Raw genomic sequence first — 16,966 nt, 5'->3', positions numbered from 1 at the left:
AATAACCGATGAATAACGAATATCCAATATCCATTGATAAAGTACCCAACACGCGCCGCGAAGAAAAAGTGAAGAATGCAGAATGAAAAGTGAAGAAGGAGAAAAATTCAAGCCCCGGAGGGGCGCTTGCTTTCAGCCCGTCAATTCATTGGTGGGGAGGCTCATATTTCTAGTAATTGTATTCTGGACAATTAGTCCCCTACACGCCGAAGAATACCATTATACGGTCAGTTACATGAAGATCCCCGTCTTGAACGTCAGTATCTCCACCATCCAGAATCAAGACGTCTGGACCGGTAGTTACAGCGCGGAAATTAAACCGGCGTTTTCCTATATCTACGAAATTTCCAACACCTACACAATTCAGGCGGAGCCGGAAACCTGGAATCCCAGAAAATATGTTAAAAAGATCCACGAGGGTAAACACAGAGATCGTCAGGTCTTTTTATATGATACGCAAGCCCACACCATCACACTTCCGTCAGGAGAAAAAACAAATTTTCCGGAGAGTACACACAGCCTGTTTTCCGCGATGCTTTGGATACAACATCACGAGTGGTCCTCCGGAGAATCCCGGACTGAGATAGTGGAAATCGACGGCCAGCGCTGGCAGATTCAACTCCGGGTTCTGGGGACGGAAGTCGTGAATCCGTTTGGGAAGAAAGTACAAACCAAGGTGGTAGAAGCGCAGCTCGTTCAACCGATCGGCGGAGAAAAAATGACCGGGCGGACGGACTACCTCTCAGCAAATATTGCGACAAAAGACCGGACACTTCGGTTCTGGGTCGATATTTCCACGGATACGATTTACCGGATTTACGTGCCCATGTCACCGTTTTCGGTCTGGGCACACCTGAAAGAGTAGGCTCGGCTGTTTATTTCACCTGGATTCAACAGCAGACGACGTATTGCTCATTTGTTGAGTTGACCTGTCCATAGCATCTTTGGAAGGTTTTTTCACCAGTAACAAAACCACCCCCGCAACCTTGAGAGTAATGGCGCCATAAAAGAGAGTATTTCGAAGCCAGGGTATTGGATAAACAGCCTTAAAAGGGAGTGACAGCATGATCAACACGACCCCGGCAAGAATTAAATAGAGACCAACCTTCGATATTTTTCGCTTTTGTCGGAAAACAGTGAAAAGAAACGTCGCTTTCAGCGTAATCGCAAAGCCAAACAGGATCCAAAACAGTGCGGTTGGAACCCCCAATACTTTTCCGGCAAATGCTATTGCCAGCAAGGTTAATCCGCCGTATAACAAGAGTCTGTTTTTCATGATGTATTAAATCCCGGTGCTACTATTCATAGTCATTTATCCCACCACTTCCGTGCGACAATGCCACTAACCAACAGGGGGATTTTGTACCTCATCCGGTTCACGCTCCTGTTCCATGGAGTGAGTGAATTGTGTCAGGCTTCAAAGACGAGCTCCGACCTCCGATCGAACAGGCGCCAACTGATCCCAAACGCCACCAACATGATGCCCGCGCCGAACAGAAACGGATACGAAATTCCGAACATATCGTAAACGCTGCCGCCCAAAAGCGGCCCGACAATCCTGGCAAAACTGGATGTGGATTGGGAAATGCCAAGCGTTCCGCCTACGTCCGAATCGTAACTCACCTGGGAAATTAAACTCTGGAGCGACGGCGTATTAATTCCGCTCCCAAAGGCCAGGAACGCCAGCACAACCATTAAGGTCCAAATCGAACCGGAAAAAGGCAGGGCCACGAGCGCCAGCATCAGCGTACCGGTCCCGATAACGACAAGACGCCGTTCGCCGAGCCATTCCGCCAGCCGGCCAACCAGCATGCCCTGATTAATCGCTATCAATACTCCGATATACGCAAAGAGATAGCTGTTTGTCTTTTCGTCGATACCCAGGGACGATTCTCCCCAGAGCGCAAACATGGATTCCATGGAAGAAAACGCCGTTGTCGCCAGAAAAACAATTCCAAGCAGCAGAACCAGCTGGGGATTGCCAAGTATGGTGCGAAGTTTGGTAGCATTCCAAAACCGCTTCTGTGCTTTATCTGGGGTGCGTTTTTTTCTGTCCGGTTCGGGCAACAGAAAGTAAAGCAGCACAAAATTCGCCAGTGCCAATATTGCCGCAAAGTATCCCGGCAGCGAATAAATATTGTGCTGAAGAAGGGCATCCATCCAGGGAAAGGAAAGGACTGTCGTTTCCAGACTTATCAAAATTCCAGCGATCGCGGGTCCAAAAACAAATCCCAAACCAAGTCCGGCGCCAATCAACCCCATTCCACGGGCGCGTTTTTCCGGTGTTGTAATATCCGCAACATACGCCTGAGCCGTGGCAATTTTCGCACCGGCTACACCCTGAATCACCCTGGAGAGAAACAGCACCCACAGCGAGCCTGCAATTCCAAAGATGAAATACGCGACTACCGAGCCGAGCAGGTTCCACATGAGCACAGGCCGTCGGCCGAAATTGTCGGAAAGCCGACCCCAAATAGGCGAAAATATCAGCTGCATTAGCGAATACACGCTGAACAGGACGGCAATCACCACGCCCTCCGGAGCCATGGTCAACCCCAGCCAGGAGCCAACGGCACGGATTTCACCGGCGAATGTCTGTGCATAATATGGCAACAGCGGGATGATAATCCCAAAGCCCACCATATCGATGAACACGACGACAAAGAGGATGAGGAGCGGTGTACGGTTATTTCTCATACAGAACCGGCGACTTCCAGAGGGCTTTCAGGAAAGGAAAACACCCGGGAATCGCGTATGCTTTCTTATTCGCTCAATCCGAAGGCATCGAGGACTTCCTCCGCGTGCACATCCGTCTTCACGCGTTTAAAAATCTTGGTAATAACGCCGTCCTCGTCCAGCAGAAACGTCATCCGCTTAATGCCTTCATACTCCTTGCCATACATCTTTTTTGTTCCATACGCACCATACATGGGACAGACCTCGTTATCTACATCCGCCAGCAATGTATGGTGTAGGTTATACTTTTCTTTAAACTTCTGATGGGATTTTTCATCATCATTACTGATGCCAAACACCTTGATATTATGCTCCCGGTAGACCTCATCCGCATCTCTGAAACTGCATGCTTCTTTGGTACAGCCGGGTGTATCATCTTTGGGATAAAAATAGACCACCACTTTTTGTCCACGGTAATCCGAAAGTGTATGGGGATTTCCCCCGGCATCATTTAACGTAAAATCCGGCGCTTTCTCTCCTACTTCTAACATAGTCCCACCTCATCAGTTTGAGTTCACAAAGAAGGGAAAAATAGAGCGCACGTACGGGTCCTGCAAGCTGTATTGTGACCCAAAAGGTCACATAAAGAGATCACCGGACTATCCGAGACATTTTTCCAAAGAAGGGACGATCGATTTACTAAACGTCAGGAAGCAGTTTCTTCAATAAATTTGGGAAACCGGATCGTAAAGGTGGTACCTTCACCGAGGGTGCTGTCCACATCGATTGTACCGTTGTGCTGATTGATAATTCCATACACTTCTGACAGACCGAGCCCGTTGCCTTTTTCCCCTTTGGTAGTGAAAAACGGATCAAAAATTCGCTCTATTGTCTCCGGGGACATTCCCACACCGGTATCCGATATGCCCACTTCAACCGATGTGGATGCCTGGTCCGTCCAAATGGTAATCAATCCGCCCACATCCAATGCGTCAACCGCATTAAAAATCAGATTTAACAGGGCATTCCGGAGATCCGCTTTGTTTCCTTCAATCTTGGCTACATCTGCTATCTGGGTCTCGATCTCAATGTGAACCCCCCGGTGCTTTTTCGCCCGTTCAATCCGGGTCCGCGCATAGTCCACAACATCAGAGACGACTTCATTCATATCCAGGATAACCATAGCGCCTTCGGATTCCTGCTCCGGCTGCCGGGTAAACTCCTGTAATCGTTGGATAATTTCGGTGCTGTCCAACGCCGCTTTTTCAATAGTTTTGAGATTCGAGGACAGTTTCGTGTCTGAAATTCCCTGCTTCAATAGCTGGAGTCGGCCCAGAATAATTGTCAGCATATTGTTGAAATCGTGTGCGATCCCTGACGCCATCTGCCCAAGGGCCTGGAGCTTTTTATTCTGTGTGGTTTCCACTTCCTGTTCCCGGCGATGAGAGACCATCCGGGTCACCAGGGTAAAAGATTTCAGTTTGTCTGCTCCGGAAACCTGTGGATAGGTTCGGGTTTCCATGTATTCACCCAGCTGCGTATCGTAGTGCTCATTTGGTACAACCTTACGTTGCGCGAGTGTTTGGGGCAGGGGACAATCTTCACACGGCGCTGATTGATCCCGAAGTACGTTGTAACATTTTTTTCCAACGATATCCTCTGAGCTACCAAACACCGAAATTGCTGCGTCGTTGGCCTTTTTTATGGTGAAATCCGGTCCACAGATTAACAGGAAATCCGTAATAGAGTCGAACACCTCATCCGGAATTTCCTGATCCCACTCTACGGAAAGCGAATTCTCCTCCAGGGGATAGAGGGCTAACTCCAGCTCGGTATCCAGGAGATTCTGTTCCGGTTGAATATATGTGATCAACGGACCACCCAATTTAGTTTCGAACAGCGGTTCCAGGATCATGAAATGAATTCCGCCGTTTTCAACCTGATCTTTCAGGTTCATACCGGGGAAAGAGGTCGAAAACACTTCAAAATACTGTTTAAAGGTCGCAGAGGTATCCAGTGAATTTTCCGTCCACTTCTCAAAGGTATCATCCACCTCCAGAATCAGTCCGGTGGTATATTCAATTTTTATCCTGGAAACAATCATCGCCCGGTTTGGGGATCCGTCCTCTATGTTCGGCGGTTGCCGTATTCGATAGTAGATTATTTGTTGGAAGGATACAAAATATTACATAAAGATGCTCGGATAATTTATTGGGTGGAAGAGAGCAGCTCTATACCCGGAAGAAATGTGATTTAGATCTAATAATGGCGAAATTACACACAATCCACAGACTACCCGCAGTCGGATTTGTAATGTTCAGCGTCTAACAGTTGCGATACCGGAGTTATCAGGCCAGGTCAGCCAACTCCTGTTCGAGTTTTTCTACCCGGTGGCTCGCGTGCATTTTTTTCGCATAAGACAGGCTTTCGGAGAGATATTCTTTCTGCTGTTGCGTTTTCCCGAGCTTCTTTGCCAGCAGGCTATATTCGTAGTATGTCTCGGTTAGATACAACAAATTCCCGAACTCTTCTCCGAGTTTAATGCTGATTTCAAACTGAGAGGCAGCCAGGTCGTCATAATCCTGCATTCGGTATAGCACACCAAAAATCCGGTACGTCTCAGCGAGACTTGCCCGGTCATGCATTTTTGAAAAGACTTTAAATGCATCGGAAAGATTCTGTTTTCCTTCCTTAAAATCACCCTGCAGAATATTAACTTCGGACAGATCCAGAATAGCGTCGCCAAAGGCGTGGTAACTGGGTAACTCCTTTGCTTCGGCGGCCGCATTCCCGAGGATCGATTCAGCCGTTTCGAGATTTCCGGCACCTTTAAGAGCAACGCCCTTGTTCAAAAGTACCTTAATCTTTGAGAGGCCTTCGAGTTCAGGGTTTTCGGATTCGAGCGCTTCAAATTGTCGGATTGCACCAGAATAATTCCCTTGCAGACCGTCAAGAATCCCCAAATTGGTTTTGACGGAAATGAGGGTTTCCGGATCAACAGATCCGTCATATCCTTCAATAAGGTGCTCGGCTTCCTGAAAATACCGTTTTCCCTGATCAGTTTCCCACAGTTCGAAGGTGATTATACCCAGATTGTTCAACGCTTTGATAATTCCGGGCTTATTATCAGAGGATTTATAAAAATCGAGCGCCTCTTGATAGCATGCCTGGGCCAGCTCCAGATCCCGGGCGTAGATAGCCCATTTTCCCTTGAGCATGAGATACTGGGTTCGCTTTTCCGGTGTATCTTCAACCTGAGTATCCAGAGTGCCCAATAGGTCGTGAGCTTTTTGCAGCTCGCCAAACTGAATACAGGTTCTGGCAGTCACCATATAGAGATCAAATAGGTTTTTGTCCGCCTCCAGATAGTGATTTTTTAATAGGGTGAGCAGATAATCGTAATCTATTTCACGAAAAAATTCCGATCCGTCTTTCCCGGTATGTGGAATCCATTCTTCCCTGAGATACCGATCCCGCCGGCTCTTGACCGCTTCAAACTCCCGGATGACCTCACTTCCGACGAGCGCCTCGAGCTCCTTGATCAAATACCGGAAAAACGAAACAGATAGAACCCCGGAATTTTTATCCTTGGACTGTTTGTTTTTCTTCATAAATGACTCTTTTCAATTTTTTTGCAGGTTATTTTTGCCTATCCCGTTCAGAATCCAACTCATTCGCTGTTCACTGCTATTCTAAAATAACCCACGACCATTTTGAAAAGTGGGTAACCTCAACCGTATAGAAATCTCCCTCTGAATCCACATCTACAACATTACTATCGTCGGTGTTCTCTACATTTACCAGATGTGTGGGAGCGTCTTCTAACCAGTCCCTACTCACGGCAACTGTTGCGGTGCCATCCAAATAGATCTCTTCGATTGCATCGCCGTTTTTGTGTTCCCGGCCGGTGATCTCAAAGATAAGCACCTTTTGCGGTGGCGTGTTCTCGTCGAGAGTAACATCATCATCTATATAGATTTTTAAAGTCATGTAAAGATTCCCATATTCTTCCAATGCTCCAGCTGGAATCTCAACGAAATTACCACCGGTCTGCGTACCTCCGAGTCGCCCACCTTCCTTCGCTGTAATCATCCGACTATGGCTCAGCGGAAGTGATTCTTTTGCAAGCCCGGACCCCATAATGTTCGGCGAAACGTTTACTGCCTTCATGGAGAGGCCTTGTGCGGTTGACGCATCAACATCCGGTCCTGTTAACGAACTTTGGCACCCCGTCAGCACCAGAAATGCCAGTATTACCAGTCCAAAACTCAGGGTTGTCACTCGTTTCATCGTTTTATCCTTTCCTGTTAAAACGAAACCTTGGTATTGCTGCATTGTTCAATCTTTCCAAATAAAAAAAGCAAAGTTTTCCAGTGAAAATTATTTCACCGGCAGCCAATATTTATGCAACTTCCGATCCGCTTTAGATCCCGTGTTTTTATAACTGTAGCAAAAACTACCACTTAAAGTAATAAAAAAATTCTGGCGGTGGGTATCCACACATAAAAACCGGGACATGTGTGATTCATATCACCTCCAATTACTTCAAGGTGTCAGATTTACATTACAGATCGGAAAGAAAAATTAACACCTACTGCAATGTGTCCAGCTCCGCATCCGTAAAAAACTTTTCTATCCGATACCGAAATGTACTCCGACTCATCCCCAGCAGTCGTGCGGCCTTCGACTTATTCCCGTTCGTCCGCTTCAATGCAGTCTCAAGGTACTTTTTTTCCAGCGCTTCAAAATCGATCCCGTCTTCCGGGAGGTAAATGTGGAGCCCCGATTCTGATTGTGGTCCGTTATTTCTCAGTGAACTCGGAATCAGTGTCAGATGATGCGTATCAATATCACCGGTCTTTTTCAGAAGGACCGACCGCTCTATTATATTTCGCAACTCGCGAACGTTGCCAGGCCAGTCATGCTTTTTCAGCAGGGATTGTGCCTCCGGCGTTATACCGGTCACATTAAAGTTAAACTCCCGGTTAAATTCATCAATAAAAAAATCGGCTAACAACAAAACATCATCCCCGCGATCCCGGAGTGGTGGCACGGTAATCGATATCACGTTGAGGCCGTAATAGAGGCTTTCCAGCATTTGCCCCTGTTCCGCCAGAGATTCCAGTGATTCGCTTGTTGACGCGATGATCCGAACATCCAGCGGGATCTTTTTCTCTCCACCGATTCGCCGAAAAGATTTTTCTTCCATGACTTTCAGAATCTTTGCCTGATTCTTCAAACTCAGTCCACCAACCTCGTCCAGGAACAAGGTTCCGCCATTTGCGACTTCTATCAATCCCCGTTGTGGCTCGGGGTGCTTTCCACCAACCTTTTTTTCAGAACCGAATAATTCCAGCTCAAACTGATCCTCAAGCAGTGCGCCGCAGGCGACATCGACAAAATTTTGCTGCTTCCGTTTTCCGTTATCGTGGATTGTGCGGGCGACCATTTCCCTCCCTGTACCTATTTCGCCGTGGATTACGGCAGGAGAATCACCGGCATCCCCCATCGTTCGGATCATCTTGAAAACCCGTTGCATCTCTGGCGAACTGCCCACCATTTTTCCGAATCCCCGCATCTTCCGCTGCTGGGAATACATATAGGAAAGGCGATCTTCCTTTTGTTTGGACTGCAGTGCCCGCTCTACAACCAACAGGACTTCTTTTAAATTGAGCGGCTTTTTCAGATAATCATATGCGCCTTTTTCCAACGCCTCAACAGCTGTATCCTGGTCGCCGTATCCTGTTATCATAATTAATTCAGTTTCCGGTGATTCCCGGGTTAACGCCTGGAGGAATTTCATACCGTTCATTTCGGGCATATAGTAATCGGAAATCACAACATCCGGGGCAACAGACGATAAATGTTCAAGGGCAGCCGGGGCAGATTGAAACGTCAGGACCTCTAAGTCTGACTTATCCTGGAACAGGGTGGTAAGCATATCACAGATCTGAACTTCGTCATCAATAATATAAAGAACGGCCATACACAAATATCTCGCTTAGTCTTGTGATAATATTTGGATTTAATATCAAAAATAATTTACAGGTCTACAAACGAATATTTGTTGACTCCAGAGGCTGGACAGGCAAAGAAGTATTACGGGTTTATCATTTTTTCCATGCGATAGCGGAGCGAGCCGCGGCTAATCCCCAGCAGCCGAGCTGCTTGTGATTTGTTGCCATCGGTTTTTTCGAGCGCTGCTTCGATATACCTCCGGGTTAATTCCGTCTCCTTCGATTCAAGGTCAATCCCTTCCTCGGGAATATAGACGCCATTGGATCGTTTTTCCTGATCGTCTGATGGTGCGGGCTTACCAAGCGAACTCGGTACCAGAAACAGGTGATGGGTATCGATGACACCGGATTTTTTCAACAACACCGCCCGTTCAATAACATTTCTGAGTTCCCGGACGTTTCCGGGCCAGTCGTGTTGGATCAGCAGATGCTCCGCCGCATCCGAAATGCCCGTCACCCGATATTTGAACTCCTCGTTAAACTGATCGATAAAATGGTGGGTCAACAGCTTGATATCTTCTCCGCGATTCCGGAGCGGCGGCATTTCTATGCTAATTACATTGAGCCTATAGTACAAATCTTCCCGAAATTTCCCCTCCGCAATCAGGTCTTCTAGCGGCCGGCTGGTCGCCGCCAGCACCCGGATATCAATGGAAATATCTTTGACGCCGCCGACCCGGCGAATTTTCTTCTCTTCTATGGCCTTCAGGAGCTTGACTTGCAGTGACAAATCCATGCTGGCAATTTCATCTAAAAAAAAGGTGCCACCGGAAGCGACCTCCATCAATCCCCGCTTGGACTTTCGCGCATCGGTAAAGGCTCCCTGTTCGTGGCCAAACAGTTCCGATTCCAGCAAATTCTCCTGGATGGCGCCACAGTTTACTTCCACAAACGGCTCCGTATTCCGGGTGCCGTTGGCATGGATAGAGCGGGCAGCCAATTCCTTCCCCGTGCCCGTTTCCCCGACAATGACGACGGGGGTATCTTTGGACTCACTGACCATCCGGATAATTTTAAACACCCGCTGCATCTCATGTGAGCTCCCAATCAATTCACCGAAGCCAAACATTTTTCGCTGCTGGTTGTACATGTACGAGAGCTTGTCACCGATCTTTTTGGAGTGCAGCGCCCGTTCTACCACCACACGCAACTCCTGAATATTCAACGGCTTTTTGATATAGTCGTACGCCCCGGCTTTCATCGTATTCAGCGCCGTCTGCTCATCGCCGGTCTCTGTGATAATCACGACTTCAATCTCCGGCGAGGCCGCATGGACCTTTTCCATAATTTCCAGGCCAGTCACTCCCTGGAGATGATAGTCGGTAATTACGATGTCGGATTTTATGGCGTTAAATTGCCGGAAAAAGTCTTCTGCGCTGTCGAATGTCTGGACGTCCCACTCTTCGGACTCGAGCATAATCTGCACGGTGTCACAGACATGCGGATCTTTGTCGACTACATAGATGAGAGCCATACGTCTACTGTGCCATCATTTCATGCTAGTGGTAAGCGGTCAATTTTACACGTAATATCAGAGTGCGGTATCCCCGCGAATAAACCTACGTATATTTTCGCATAACCCCGATGACCAGTCCGCGAATACGAACCCGATCAGCTGAAAGCAAGATGGGTTCCATCGTTTGATTCGCGGGCTGAAGGCGAACTGTGCCGTTTTCACGATAGAATTTTTTCAGTGTCGCTTCGTCTTCGTCAACCAGCGCGATGACCATGTCGCCGTTCTCTGCTGTCTGGCGAGGTTGCACTATAACGTAATCGCCGTCCTGGATATTCTCCTCAATCATCGAATCCCCCCGCACCTGCAATACATAATGCTCACCGTTTCCAATCATGTCAGACGGTACAGCAATCAATTCGGAATCTTCCACCGCTTCAATCGGTTCGCCGGCAGCGACACGGCCTCGCAAGGGGAGTTCGGACTCCGAGCTTTTGAAGGGGTTCCGCAGCACCTCCAGGCCCCGGCTGCGATTCCAGTCCTTTTTCAGGTACCCTTTTTCTTCCAGGTTGGTGATATGTTTATGCACCGTCCCCTTAGACCGGTAGCCGAAGTGATCCGCAATCTCCTCATAAGTGGGAGCAATCCCCTGTGCCTCAATATACGAGGCAATGAACTCCAGAACCTGTTTTTGCTTTTTGGTTATGTACATAGAATGAATGCCGGATCATGCCTGGACTTCCAGGCTATTTTATTGTTTGTAAAACCAACAACAAACACTTGTCCGCAATGAAATGAAAGTTAGATCGAACTCTGCTGAATGGCAACCATTCTTCGTACAAAAATTGAAAATGGAACTACAATTGACTCATTTCGATTTTATGCTTCACCGACTTCACCTGAGAGTGCAGCGTTTCATCCGATTTAAGTTTTTCCTCTATTACGTTGCAGGCGTGGACAACCGTACTGTGGTCCCTGCCACCGAAATGAAGCCCGATGGTTTTCAGAGATGAGTTGGTGAGCTCCCGACTCAGATACATCGCAACCTGCCGGGCGAGCGCCACCTCCATTTTCCGGCCTTTTCCAATGAGATCGGACTCACTTACGTCCATTACTTCCCCGGTGATTGCCTGAATATCCTCTATGGAAACAGCCGATTTGAAGTTTTTCCCGACCAGTTCCCGGAGCACCTTCTTGGCTAAATCGATGGTAATGTCCGTATTGGATAACGAGGAAAACGCAAGCAACCGAATCAGCGAGCCCTCCAATTCCCGAACATTTGTGGTAATATTGGCTGCCAGGAACTCCAGGATGTCATACGAAATTTCGATGTTATCTTCCTGGGCTTTATGCTGCAATATCGCGATCCTTGTCTCCAAATCCGGCGGCTGGATATCGGCGATGAGCCCGGCATGGAACCGGGAGAGGAGTCGCTCTTCGAGCCCGGATAGTTCTTTTGGCGGCCGATCAGACGTCAACACCACCTGTTTTCCCCCCTGGTAAAGGGCATTGAACGTATGAAAAAATTGTTCCTGCGTGGATTCCTTTTTCTGGAAGAACTGGACATCGTCCACGATAAGCAAATCTACGTTCCGATATTGTTCGGAAAATTCTGTGGTTTTATTGTTTTTAATCGAATTAATGAATTCTAACGTAAATTTTTCGCTGGAGGTGTACAACACCCGGTTAGCGGTACCGTCTGCCAGAGACTTGTTCCCGATTGCCTGGGCTAAGTGGGTTTTACCCAGACCAACACCACCGTACAGAACCAGGGGATTGAACGAGGTTCCACCCGGGGCCTCGGCGACGGCAACGGCCGCTGCGCGGGCAAACTGGTTATTGTCGCCTTCAACGAAATTATCGAAGGTATAGCGTTCATTTAGAAATGTCTTTGGTCCGGCGTGTCCCCGGAACGACTTGTCCGGCTGTGTTTGAGGGCGGGGGGTAGGCGTATCCGAATCGGCCGAGTCCTCGTCGGAGAACACGACTGAATACATGAGTTTTAACCCGTTCCCGGAGACCTGCTCCAAGGTAGAATGAATCAAATCTCTGTAATGATTTTCAATCCATTCGTAAAAGAACTGACTCGGCACCTGAACGGTTAATTTCTCTTCTTCCAGATTGACCGGCTTAATTGGCTTAAACCACGTCTCATAGGTTTGGTCTGGAACGCGGGTTTTAATTACCTCCAAACAATCCTGCCACAGGGATTCGAGCTTTTGTTCCATAAACCTTTCAATTTCAACTATTTTTGAAAGTTATCAACACCTTGTACAACGCACAGTTCGTGCGTACCTATGAATAGTTACAACCATCGGCACCAAGCTGACCCTACAGCCGATCCAACCACTTCAATCCAACATAAACAACTAATATACAGTAATTTATAAAGAAGGTGGGTACCAAGCCTCCACTGAAGTCACCGCTGTACGAAAAAAAGCGATCAAAACCAACCATTCCATATATCCACACTATTCACAAGTTATCAACACTCGCTCTCTTGGTCTGGAACAAGTTACAATACACCTCATACATGTCAAGGCAAATTTACCACATTTTATGCTTTTTTTATTTAAGCAGGTACGCGCCTGGTCCGCGACGCCTTCTCCCTTAAGCGGTTTCCGTATTTCTCTACGTATAAGACCACCAGGGGCGGGAAACCACCCCGGACAGAAACCGCTCCATATTATCAATACTGCTTGTATTTCCCGTGCGGTTTTTTAAATTTCAAAGCTCGAATCAGATAATAGAACTATGGGAAAAACAGACAGAAAGGGTTGATCACTATGAAGCGCACATATCAGCCAAGCAAAAGAAAACGGAAAAATAAACACGGGTTCCGGAAACGGATGAAATCGAAAAGCGGCCGCCGTGTTTTAAAGAACCGCAGGACAAAAGGAAGAAAGAAACTCTCTGCCTGAGCCACACGATAGCAATAATACGCTCCCAAAGCAGCATATATTAAAAAAGAAACGGGCGTTCCAGGAGGTCTTTTCCTCCGGGCGCCGAATTCGGGGGCGTTTTGGTCAGCTGATTGTAGCGCCCTGGAGCAAAACACAGGTAGCCTTTGTGGTTGGCCGGCGCACGGGGAATGCGGCTACACGCAACCGGTTACGTCGGTATCTAAGAGAATTTTATCGAACACACAAACAACTGATTCCGACTAACTATGCAGTCATCTTTCAGATATTTCCACAACAGGATATTCCGGGCTACCACCAAATTGAATCAGAGTTTACTGAGTTATGTCAGCAGTTATAAATAAAATCGCCATTCTGATTGTCCGGTTTTATCGGCTCCTGATTTCCCCTCTTTTTCCTTCTTCCTGCAGATACTACCCCACCTGCTCAGAATATACCATCGAGGCATTTCAAACACATCCCGGGCATAAAGCACTCTGGATCAGCGCCAAGCGTATCGGGCGTTGCCATCCTTGGCACGACGGGGGGTTCGATCCCGTCCCGACCCCGGAAGAGATAGGCACCGAAAATGGATAGAAACACCGTTGTAGCGTTTGTTCTCATCTTACTCGTTATGATCCTGATGCCGATGTATTGGGAAATGATCAACCCCCCGGAAACGGAACAAGATCGAACGAGTGTTGTTGATACTTCAGATCAAACTGATCCCGCTGATACTCTGAGGAGAACGACCGTTTCGGAAAACAGAACAGCTCCGGAAACTCCTGAGCGCACTCAAGCGAAACCCGAACCGGAACTGACACAAGCGATGGAACAATCCGACACCATCGTTGTCGAAACCGAAGACTATTGGATGGCCGTTACCAATCGTGGTGGCGGGACATTTACGTCAATTAAATTAAAAAACTATCCGGGGCCACACGGGGAGCCGTACGCGGAACTTATTCCGGAGCGGCAACGGAATGGAGTCCTCCAGTTTTCAACTATTGGGTTCGAAGGGGACACGGTCAGCTATGCAGATAATGTCTTCAATATAACAGTGGATGGATATAAAGAGCTTCCTGATACTCTGAAGATTACCTCTCCTCTCTCCGTAAGTTTTTCCTATAATACCAGCGAGGGGGGGACCCTGACCCGTACTCTCACGTTTTTTCCCGATCAATATCACATTGGTATGACTGTTTCACTGGAACACTTTAGGGACATCATTGCTAACAGGCGGTATACAATGACCTGGAACAGCGGGATCGCTATTACGGAAAACAACGCGCGGGATGACTTACAATACAGTAAAGCATACAGCCTTCTGGGAGACGAGCTCGTCGATATAGACGCCGCAAAGGCTGATGCCCGGGAACCAGAAACCGAATCGTTTGAGGGAACAACCCGGTGGGTCGCTGTCAGGAATAAATATTTTGCCTCCATTATAACGCCAATTTCCAGAGATGCAATTGGGATGCACCTTACCGGCACCAAACAAAAACGCGGAGATCTCGACCTCGAAAATTACGATGCCGGGATAATAATGCCTTACAGTGAAACGGCAACGCAGCGCGACTCCTTTTTTGTATACATGGGACCATTGGATTATAATGTCCTGAACGGGTATGACCGTGACTTCCAGCGGATGATGAATTTTGGATGGACGATTATCCGGCCTATCAGTAAGGGGGTTCTCTGGGCGTTTACGACAATGCATAAATACATCGCAAACTACGGCCTGGTGCTAATCCTGTTTGGTGTTTTTGTCAAAATTCTAGTCTTCCCGTTGACCAAAAAAAGTTATGTCTCCATGAAGGAGATGCAAAATCTTCAGCCCAAAGTGAAGGAGCTCCGCGAGAAATATAAAGACGATTCCCAGAAGATGAATCAGGAGATGATGAAGATCTACAAGGAGCACGGCGTCAACCCGATGGGCGGTTGCTTGCCAATGTTGTTCCAGATGCCCCTGCTTTATGCGCTATTCATTGTCTTCCGGACGACAATCGAGCTGCGCGGCGCCGAATTTATCTGGTGGATTACAGATCTCTCACAACCGGACACGATCTTTACGCTCCCGTTTTCCCTTCCCCTGTATGGAGCGAATGTCAATGTGCTTCCTATTGTCATGGGCGTTACCATGATTTTCCAGCAGCGGATGACGTCCGGCGCATCAACGCAGCAGCAAAAAATGATGATGTGGTTTATGCCGGTTGTTTTTCTCCTGATATTTAACAACTTCCCGTCGGGGTTGAACTTGTATTATGCTCTTTTTAACGTGATGACGATTATACAGCAGAAATGGTTTATCGATGTGCCGTCTGCTGCACCGGCAAAAACCGAGTAATTTTCGTCAATGCAAAAACACGGGGCAACCCGGTGATGTGCCATGTCAGCAAAAATAAGTTCAACAGACGACACCATAGCAGCCATAGCCACACCATCCGGAGTTTGCGGGTTGGCCGTGATCCGGGTTTCTGGGGAGAAATCTGCTGACATAGTAGCTAATTGCATCACACAATCTACTCTCCCCAACCCACACAGGGCATACTATACGCACTTTATCGATCCCGACTCCGGGGAAGAGATAGACGAAGTCGTCGTCACCTATTTCCAGAAGCCAAAATCGTTTACCGCCGAAGACGTCGTTGAGATTAGCTGCCACGGCGGACACTACGTCGCGCAAAAGATACTGAACACCTTGCTAAAATCGGATATCCGGATAGCTGACCCAGGTGAGTTCACCAAAAGGGCTTTTCTAAACGGACGGATAGACCTCACTCAGGCCGAAGCTGTCTCTGATTTAATTTCTGCACAGACCTCCTCCAGCCATAAGATAGCGCTTCAACAGTTAGATGGCCGACTGAAACAAACCGTTTCAGGTATCAGGGAACGCCTCATTGATGCCATCTCATTATTGGAACTGGAGCTGGATTTTTCCGAGGAAGAGATAAAAAAGACCCAATACAGTAAGATCAAATCGGAAATCACCGCGCTGAAATCGCAGTGTGAGCAACTTGTGGATAGCTATAAAAACGGTAAAATCTATCGAAGTGGTATTTATGCACCCATCGTAGGGAAACCAAATGCTGGTAAGTCTAGTATTTTAAATGCCTTATTGCAAGAAGAACGGGCGCTTGTATCTGATATTCCCGGTACCACCAGAGACACAATTGAAGAAGCGATTTCCCACAACGGCGTGGAGATACGCCTTGTGGATACCGCTGGCCTTCGGGAGTCCGAGGACGCAATTGAATCTATGGGAGTCTCTCGGGCCGAGGAGGTTATAAACCAGGCAGACGTGCTTTTGCATATTATCGATGTGTATAACGACGGGGAGCATGAAGACAGCCCAGGATCCGGCAACGCCCCGGTAATTACTATTTACAATAAAATAGACCTACTGGAGACGCAACCGGAACAAATGAACGGAAATTCCATTTACACCTCGGCGACAGAGATGGAAGGAATTTCCCTTATCGGTGATCGGATAATTGACATGGTCCTTGAGGGAAATAATTATGCGGAAACCTCTGACACACCGGTCATAACCAATGAGCGGCACCGTAAAGCGCTCGAGGAAGCTATCGCGTCTTTCAACAAAGCGATAACAAGTGTGGACAACCGGATGTCCTCCGAGTTCATTGTATTGGATCTGCGAGGTGCGCTGGACTCATTAGGCTTACTCACCGGCGAGACCACAACCGACGACATTCTAAACAACATCTTTGAGAAATTTTGCATCGGGAAATAGAAGATAAGAGTACAAAGGGATATAAGGTATAAGGAGAAGGCAAAAGGAAAATCGTAACCGGCCACTTGATCCCCGAGACTAGAAAAGAAGTATTTCAACTAACAACGAACAACTAAAACGCTTGATCTCTATCGGAGTACCACAAACACAATATGCACCACCAATC

The 16,966-nt window shown here is 47.6% G+C and carries 16 protein-coding genes; 6 read left to right on the top strand and 10 right to left on the bottom strand.

Translation table 11 applies throughout. The features are described from left to right. Nucleotides 1-235 precede the first annotated feature (235 nt). Entirely contained in the window at nucleotides 236-865 is a 630-nt protein-coding gene (locus K9N57_07945) for a DUF3108 domain-containing protein (GenBank protein ID MCF7804106.1), read from the top strand. 15 nt (nucleotides 866-880) lie between these two features. On the opposite strand, the gene K9N57_07940 is transcribed toward K9N57_07945, so the two are convergent. The 10 genes from K9N57_07940 to dnaA form a co-directional block, all read right to left on the bottom strand. After that, nucleotides 881-1,276 (bottom strand): hypothetical protein, encoded by a 396-nt coding sequence (locus K9N57_07940; GenBank protein ID MCF7804105.1) that lies wholly within the window; start codon nucleotides 1,274-1,276, stop codon nucleotides 881-883. A gap of 134 nt (nucleotides 1,277-1,410) precedes the next feature. Next, entirely contained in the window at nucleotides 1,411-2,697 is a 1,287-nt protein-coding gene (locus tag K9N57_07935; GenBank protein ID MCF7804104.1) for an MFS transporter, read from the bottom strand. A 65-nt stretch (nucleotides 2,698-2,762) separates the two neighbouring features. Continuing rightward, the gene (gene bcp, locus K9N57_07930) at nucleotides 2,763-3,227 is read right to left on the bottom strand and encodes a thioredoxin-dependent thiol peroxidase (GenBank protein MCF7804103.1); all 465 of its coding nucleotides are present in this window, start codon (nucleotides 3,225-3,227) and stop codon (nucleotides 2,763-2,765) included. A 155-nt stretch (nucleotides 3,228-3,382) separates the two neighbouring features. Next, nucleotides 3,383-4,780 carry a hypothetical protein gene (locus tag K9N57_07925; protein ID MCF7804102.1) on the bottom strand — a complete coding sequence of 466 codons (1,398 nt, stop codon included), beginning with the start codon at nucleotides 4,778-4,780 and terminating at the stop codon, nucleotides 3,383-3,385. A gap of 244 nt (nucleotides 4,781-5,024) precedes the next feature. After that, on the bottom strand, nucleotides 5,025-6,287 hold the full coding sequence (locus K9N57_07920; GenBank protein MCF7804101.1) for a hypothetical protein: 1,263 nt from the start codon (nucleotides 6,285-6,287) through the stop codon (nucleotides 5,025-5,027). Nucleotides 6,288-6,363: 76 nt separating this feature from the next. After that, nucleotides 6,364-6,966, bottom strand: coding sequence for a hypothetical protein (locus K9N57_07915; protein MCF7804100.1), 603 nt, complete (start codon nucleotides 6,964-6,966; stop codon nucleotides 6,364-6,366). Between the two features lie 301 nt (nucleotides 6,967-7,267). After that, nucleotides 7,268-8,662, bottom strand: coding sequence for a sigma-54 dependent transcriptional regulator (locus K9N57_07910; GenBank protein MCF7804099.1), 1,395 nt, complete (start codon nucleotides 8,660-8,662; stop codon nucleotides 7,268-7,270). A gap of 113 nt (nucleotides 8,663-8,775) precedes the next feature. Beyond that, nucleotides 8,776-10,167, bottom strand: a complete 1,392-nt coding sequence (locus K9N57_07905; protein MCF7804098.1) for a sigma-54 dependent transcriptional regulator — start codon at nucleotides 10,165-10,167, stop codon at nucleotides 8,776-8,778. 85 nt (nucleotides 10,168-10,252) lie between these two features. Further along, on the bottom strand, nucleotides 10,253-10,858 hold the full coding sequence (gene lexA, locus K9N57_07900; GenBank protein ID MCF7804097.1) for a transcriptional repressor LexA: 606 nt from the start codon (nucleotides 10,856-10,858) through the stop codon (nucleotides 10,253-10,255). Nucleotides 10,859-11,003: 145 nt separating this feature from the next. Next, nucleotides 11,004-12,374, bottom strand: a complete 1,371-nt coding sequence (gene dnaA, locus K9N57_07895) for a chromosomal replication initiator protein DnaA (GenBank protein ID MCF7804096.1) — start codon at nucleotides 12,372-12,374, stop codon at nucleotides 11,004-11,006. Nucleotides 12,375-12,932: 558 nt separating this feature from the next. Between dnaA and rpmH the strand changes: the two genes are divergently transcribed. Genes rpmH through mnmE form a run of 5 tightly spaced genes read left to right on the top strand, consistent with a single transcriptional unit; the run spans nucleotide 12,933 to nucleotide 16,800 of the window. Continuing rightward, on the top strand, nucleotides 12,933-13,067 hold the full coding sequence (gene rpmH, locus K9N57_07890) for a 50S ribosomal protein L34 (protein ID MCF7804095.1): 135 nt from the start codon (nucleotides 12,933-12,935) through the stop codon (nucleotides 13,065-13,067). Then, nucleotides 13,060-13,407: a ribonuclease P protein component gene (gene rnpA / locus K9N57_07885; GenBank protein ID MCF7804094.1), complete on the top strand. Its 348-nt coding sequence runs from the start codon at nucleotides 13,060-13,062 to the stop codon at nucleotides 13,405-13,407. Before rpmH ends, rnpA begins: the two co-directional genes overlap by 8 nt. Then, complete coding sequence (yidD, locus tag K9N57_07880; GenBank protein MCF7804093.1) at nucleotides 13,404-13,643, top strand: membrane protein insertion efficiency factor YidD; 240 nt, start codon at nucleotides 13,404-13,406, stop codon at nucleotides 13,641-13,643. Before rnpA ends, yidD begins: the two co-directional genes overlap by 4 nt. Continuing rightward, nucleotides 13,636-15,393: a membrane protein insertase YidC gene (gene yidC / locus K9N57_07875; GenBank protein ID MCF7804092.1), complete on the top strand. Its 1,758-nt coding sequence runs from the start codon at nucleotides 13,636-13,638 to the stop codon at nucleotides 15,391-15,393. The genes yidD and yidC overlap by 8 nt, the downstream gene beginning before the upstream one ends. Nucleotides 15,394-15,435: 42 nt before the next feature. Then, complete coding sequence (gene mnmE, locus K9N57_07870; protein MCF7804091.1) at nucleotides 15,436-16,800, top strand: tRNA uridine-5-carboxymethylaminomethyl(34) synthesis GTPase MnmE; 1,365 nt, start codon at nucleotides 15,436-15,438, stop codon at nucleotides 16,798-16,800. Nucleotides 16,801-16,966 lie beyond the last annotated feature (166 nt).

This window comes from Candidatus Neomarinimicrobiota bacterium, assembly GCA_021734025.1.
GTDB lineage: Bacteria > Fidelibacterota > JAANXI01 > JAANXI01 > JAANXI01 > JAANXI01.
This window is presented reverse-complemented; position numbering and strand designations above follow the sequence as displayed.

Excerpts from the sequence above, each read along its gene's own strand:
- dnaA (MCF7804096.1), bottom strand. The coding sequence starts at position 12,374 with ATGGAACAAAAGCTCGAATCCCTGTGGCAGGATTGTTTGGAGGTAATT.
- lexA (MCF7804097.1), bottom strand. The coding sequence starts at position 10,858 with ATGTACATAACCAAAAAGCAAAAACAGGTTCTGGAGTTCATTGCCTCG.
- K9N57_07920 (MCF7804101.1), bottom strand. The coding sequence starts at position 6,287 with ATGAAGAAAAACAAACAGTCCAAGGATAAAAATTCCGGGGTTCTATCT.
- mnmE (MCF7804091.1), top strand. The coding sequence starts at position 15,436 with ATGTCAGCAAAAATAAGTTCAACAGACGACACCATAGCAGCCATAGCC.
- bcp (MCF7804103.1), bottom strand. The coding sequence starts at position 3,227 with ATGTTAGAAGTAGGAGAGAAAGCGCCGGATTTTACGTTAAATGATGCC.
- K9N57_07925 (MCF7804102.1), bottom strand. The coding sequence starts at position 4,780 with ATGATTGTTTCCAGGATAAAAATTGAATATACCACCGGACTGATTCTG.
- K9N57_07915 (MCF7804100.1), bottom strand. The coding sequence starts at position 6,966 with ATGAAACGAGTGACAACCCTGAGTTTTGGACTGGTAATACTGGCATTT.
- K9N57_07935 (MCF7804104.1), bottom strand. The coding sequence starts at position 2,697 with ATGAGAAATAACCGTACACCGCTCCTCATCCTCTTTGTCGTCGTGTTC.
- K9N57_07905 (MCF7804098.1), bottom strand. The coding sequence starts at position 10,167 with ATGGCTCTCATCTATGTAGTCGACAAAGATCCGCATGTCTGTGACACC.
- K9N57_07945 (MCF7804106.1), top strand. The coding sequence starts at position 236 with ATGAAGATCCCCGTCTTGAACGTCAGTATCTCCACCATCCAGAATCAA.
- K9N57_07940 (MCF7804105.1), bottom strand. The coding sequence starts at position 1,276 with ATGAAAAACAGACTCTTGTTATACGGCGGATTAACCTTGCTGGCAATA.
- rpmH (MCF7804095.1), top strand. The coding sequence starts at position 12,933 with ATGAAGCGCACATATCAGCCAAGCAAAAGAAAACGGAAAAATAAACAC.
- yidC (MCF7804092.1), top strand. The coding sequence starts at position 13,636 with ATGGATAGAAACACCGTTGTAGCGTTTGTTCTCATCTTACTCGTTATG.
- K9N57_07910 (MCF7804099.1), bottom strand. The coding sequence starts at position 8,662 with ATGGCCGTTCTTTATATTATTGATGACGAAGTTCAGATCTGTGATATG.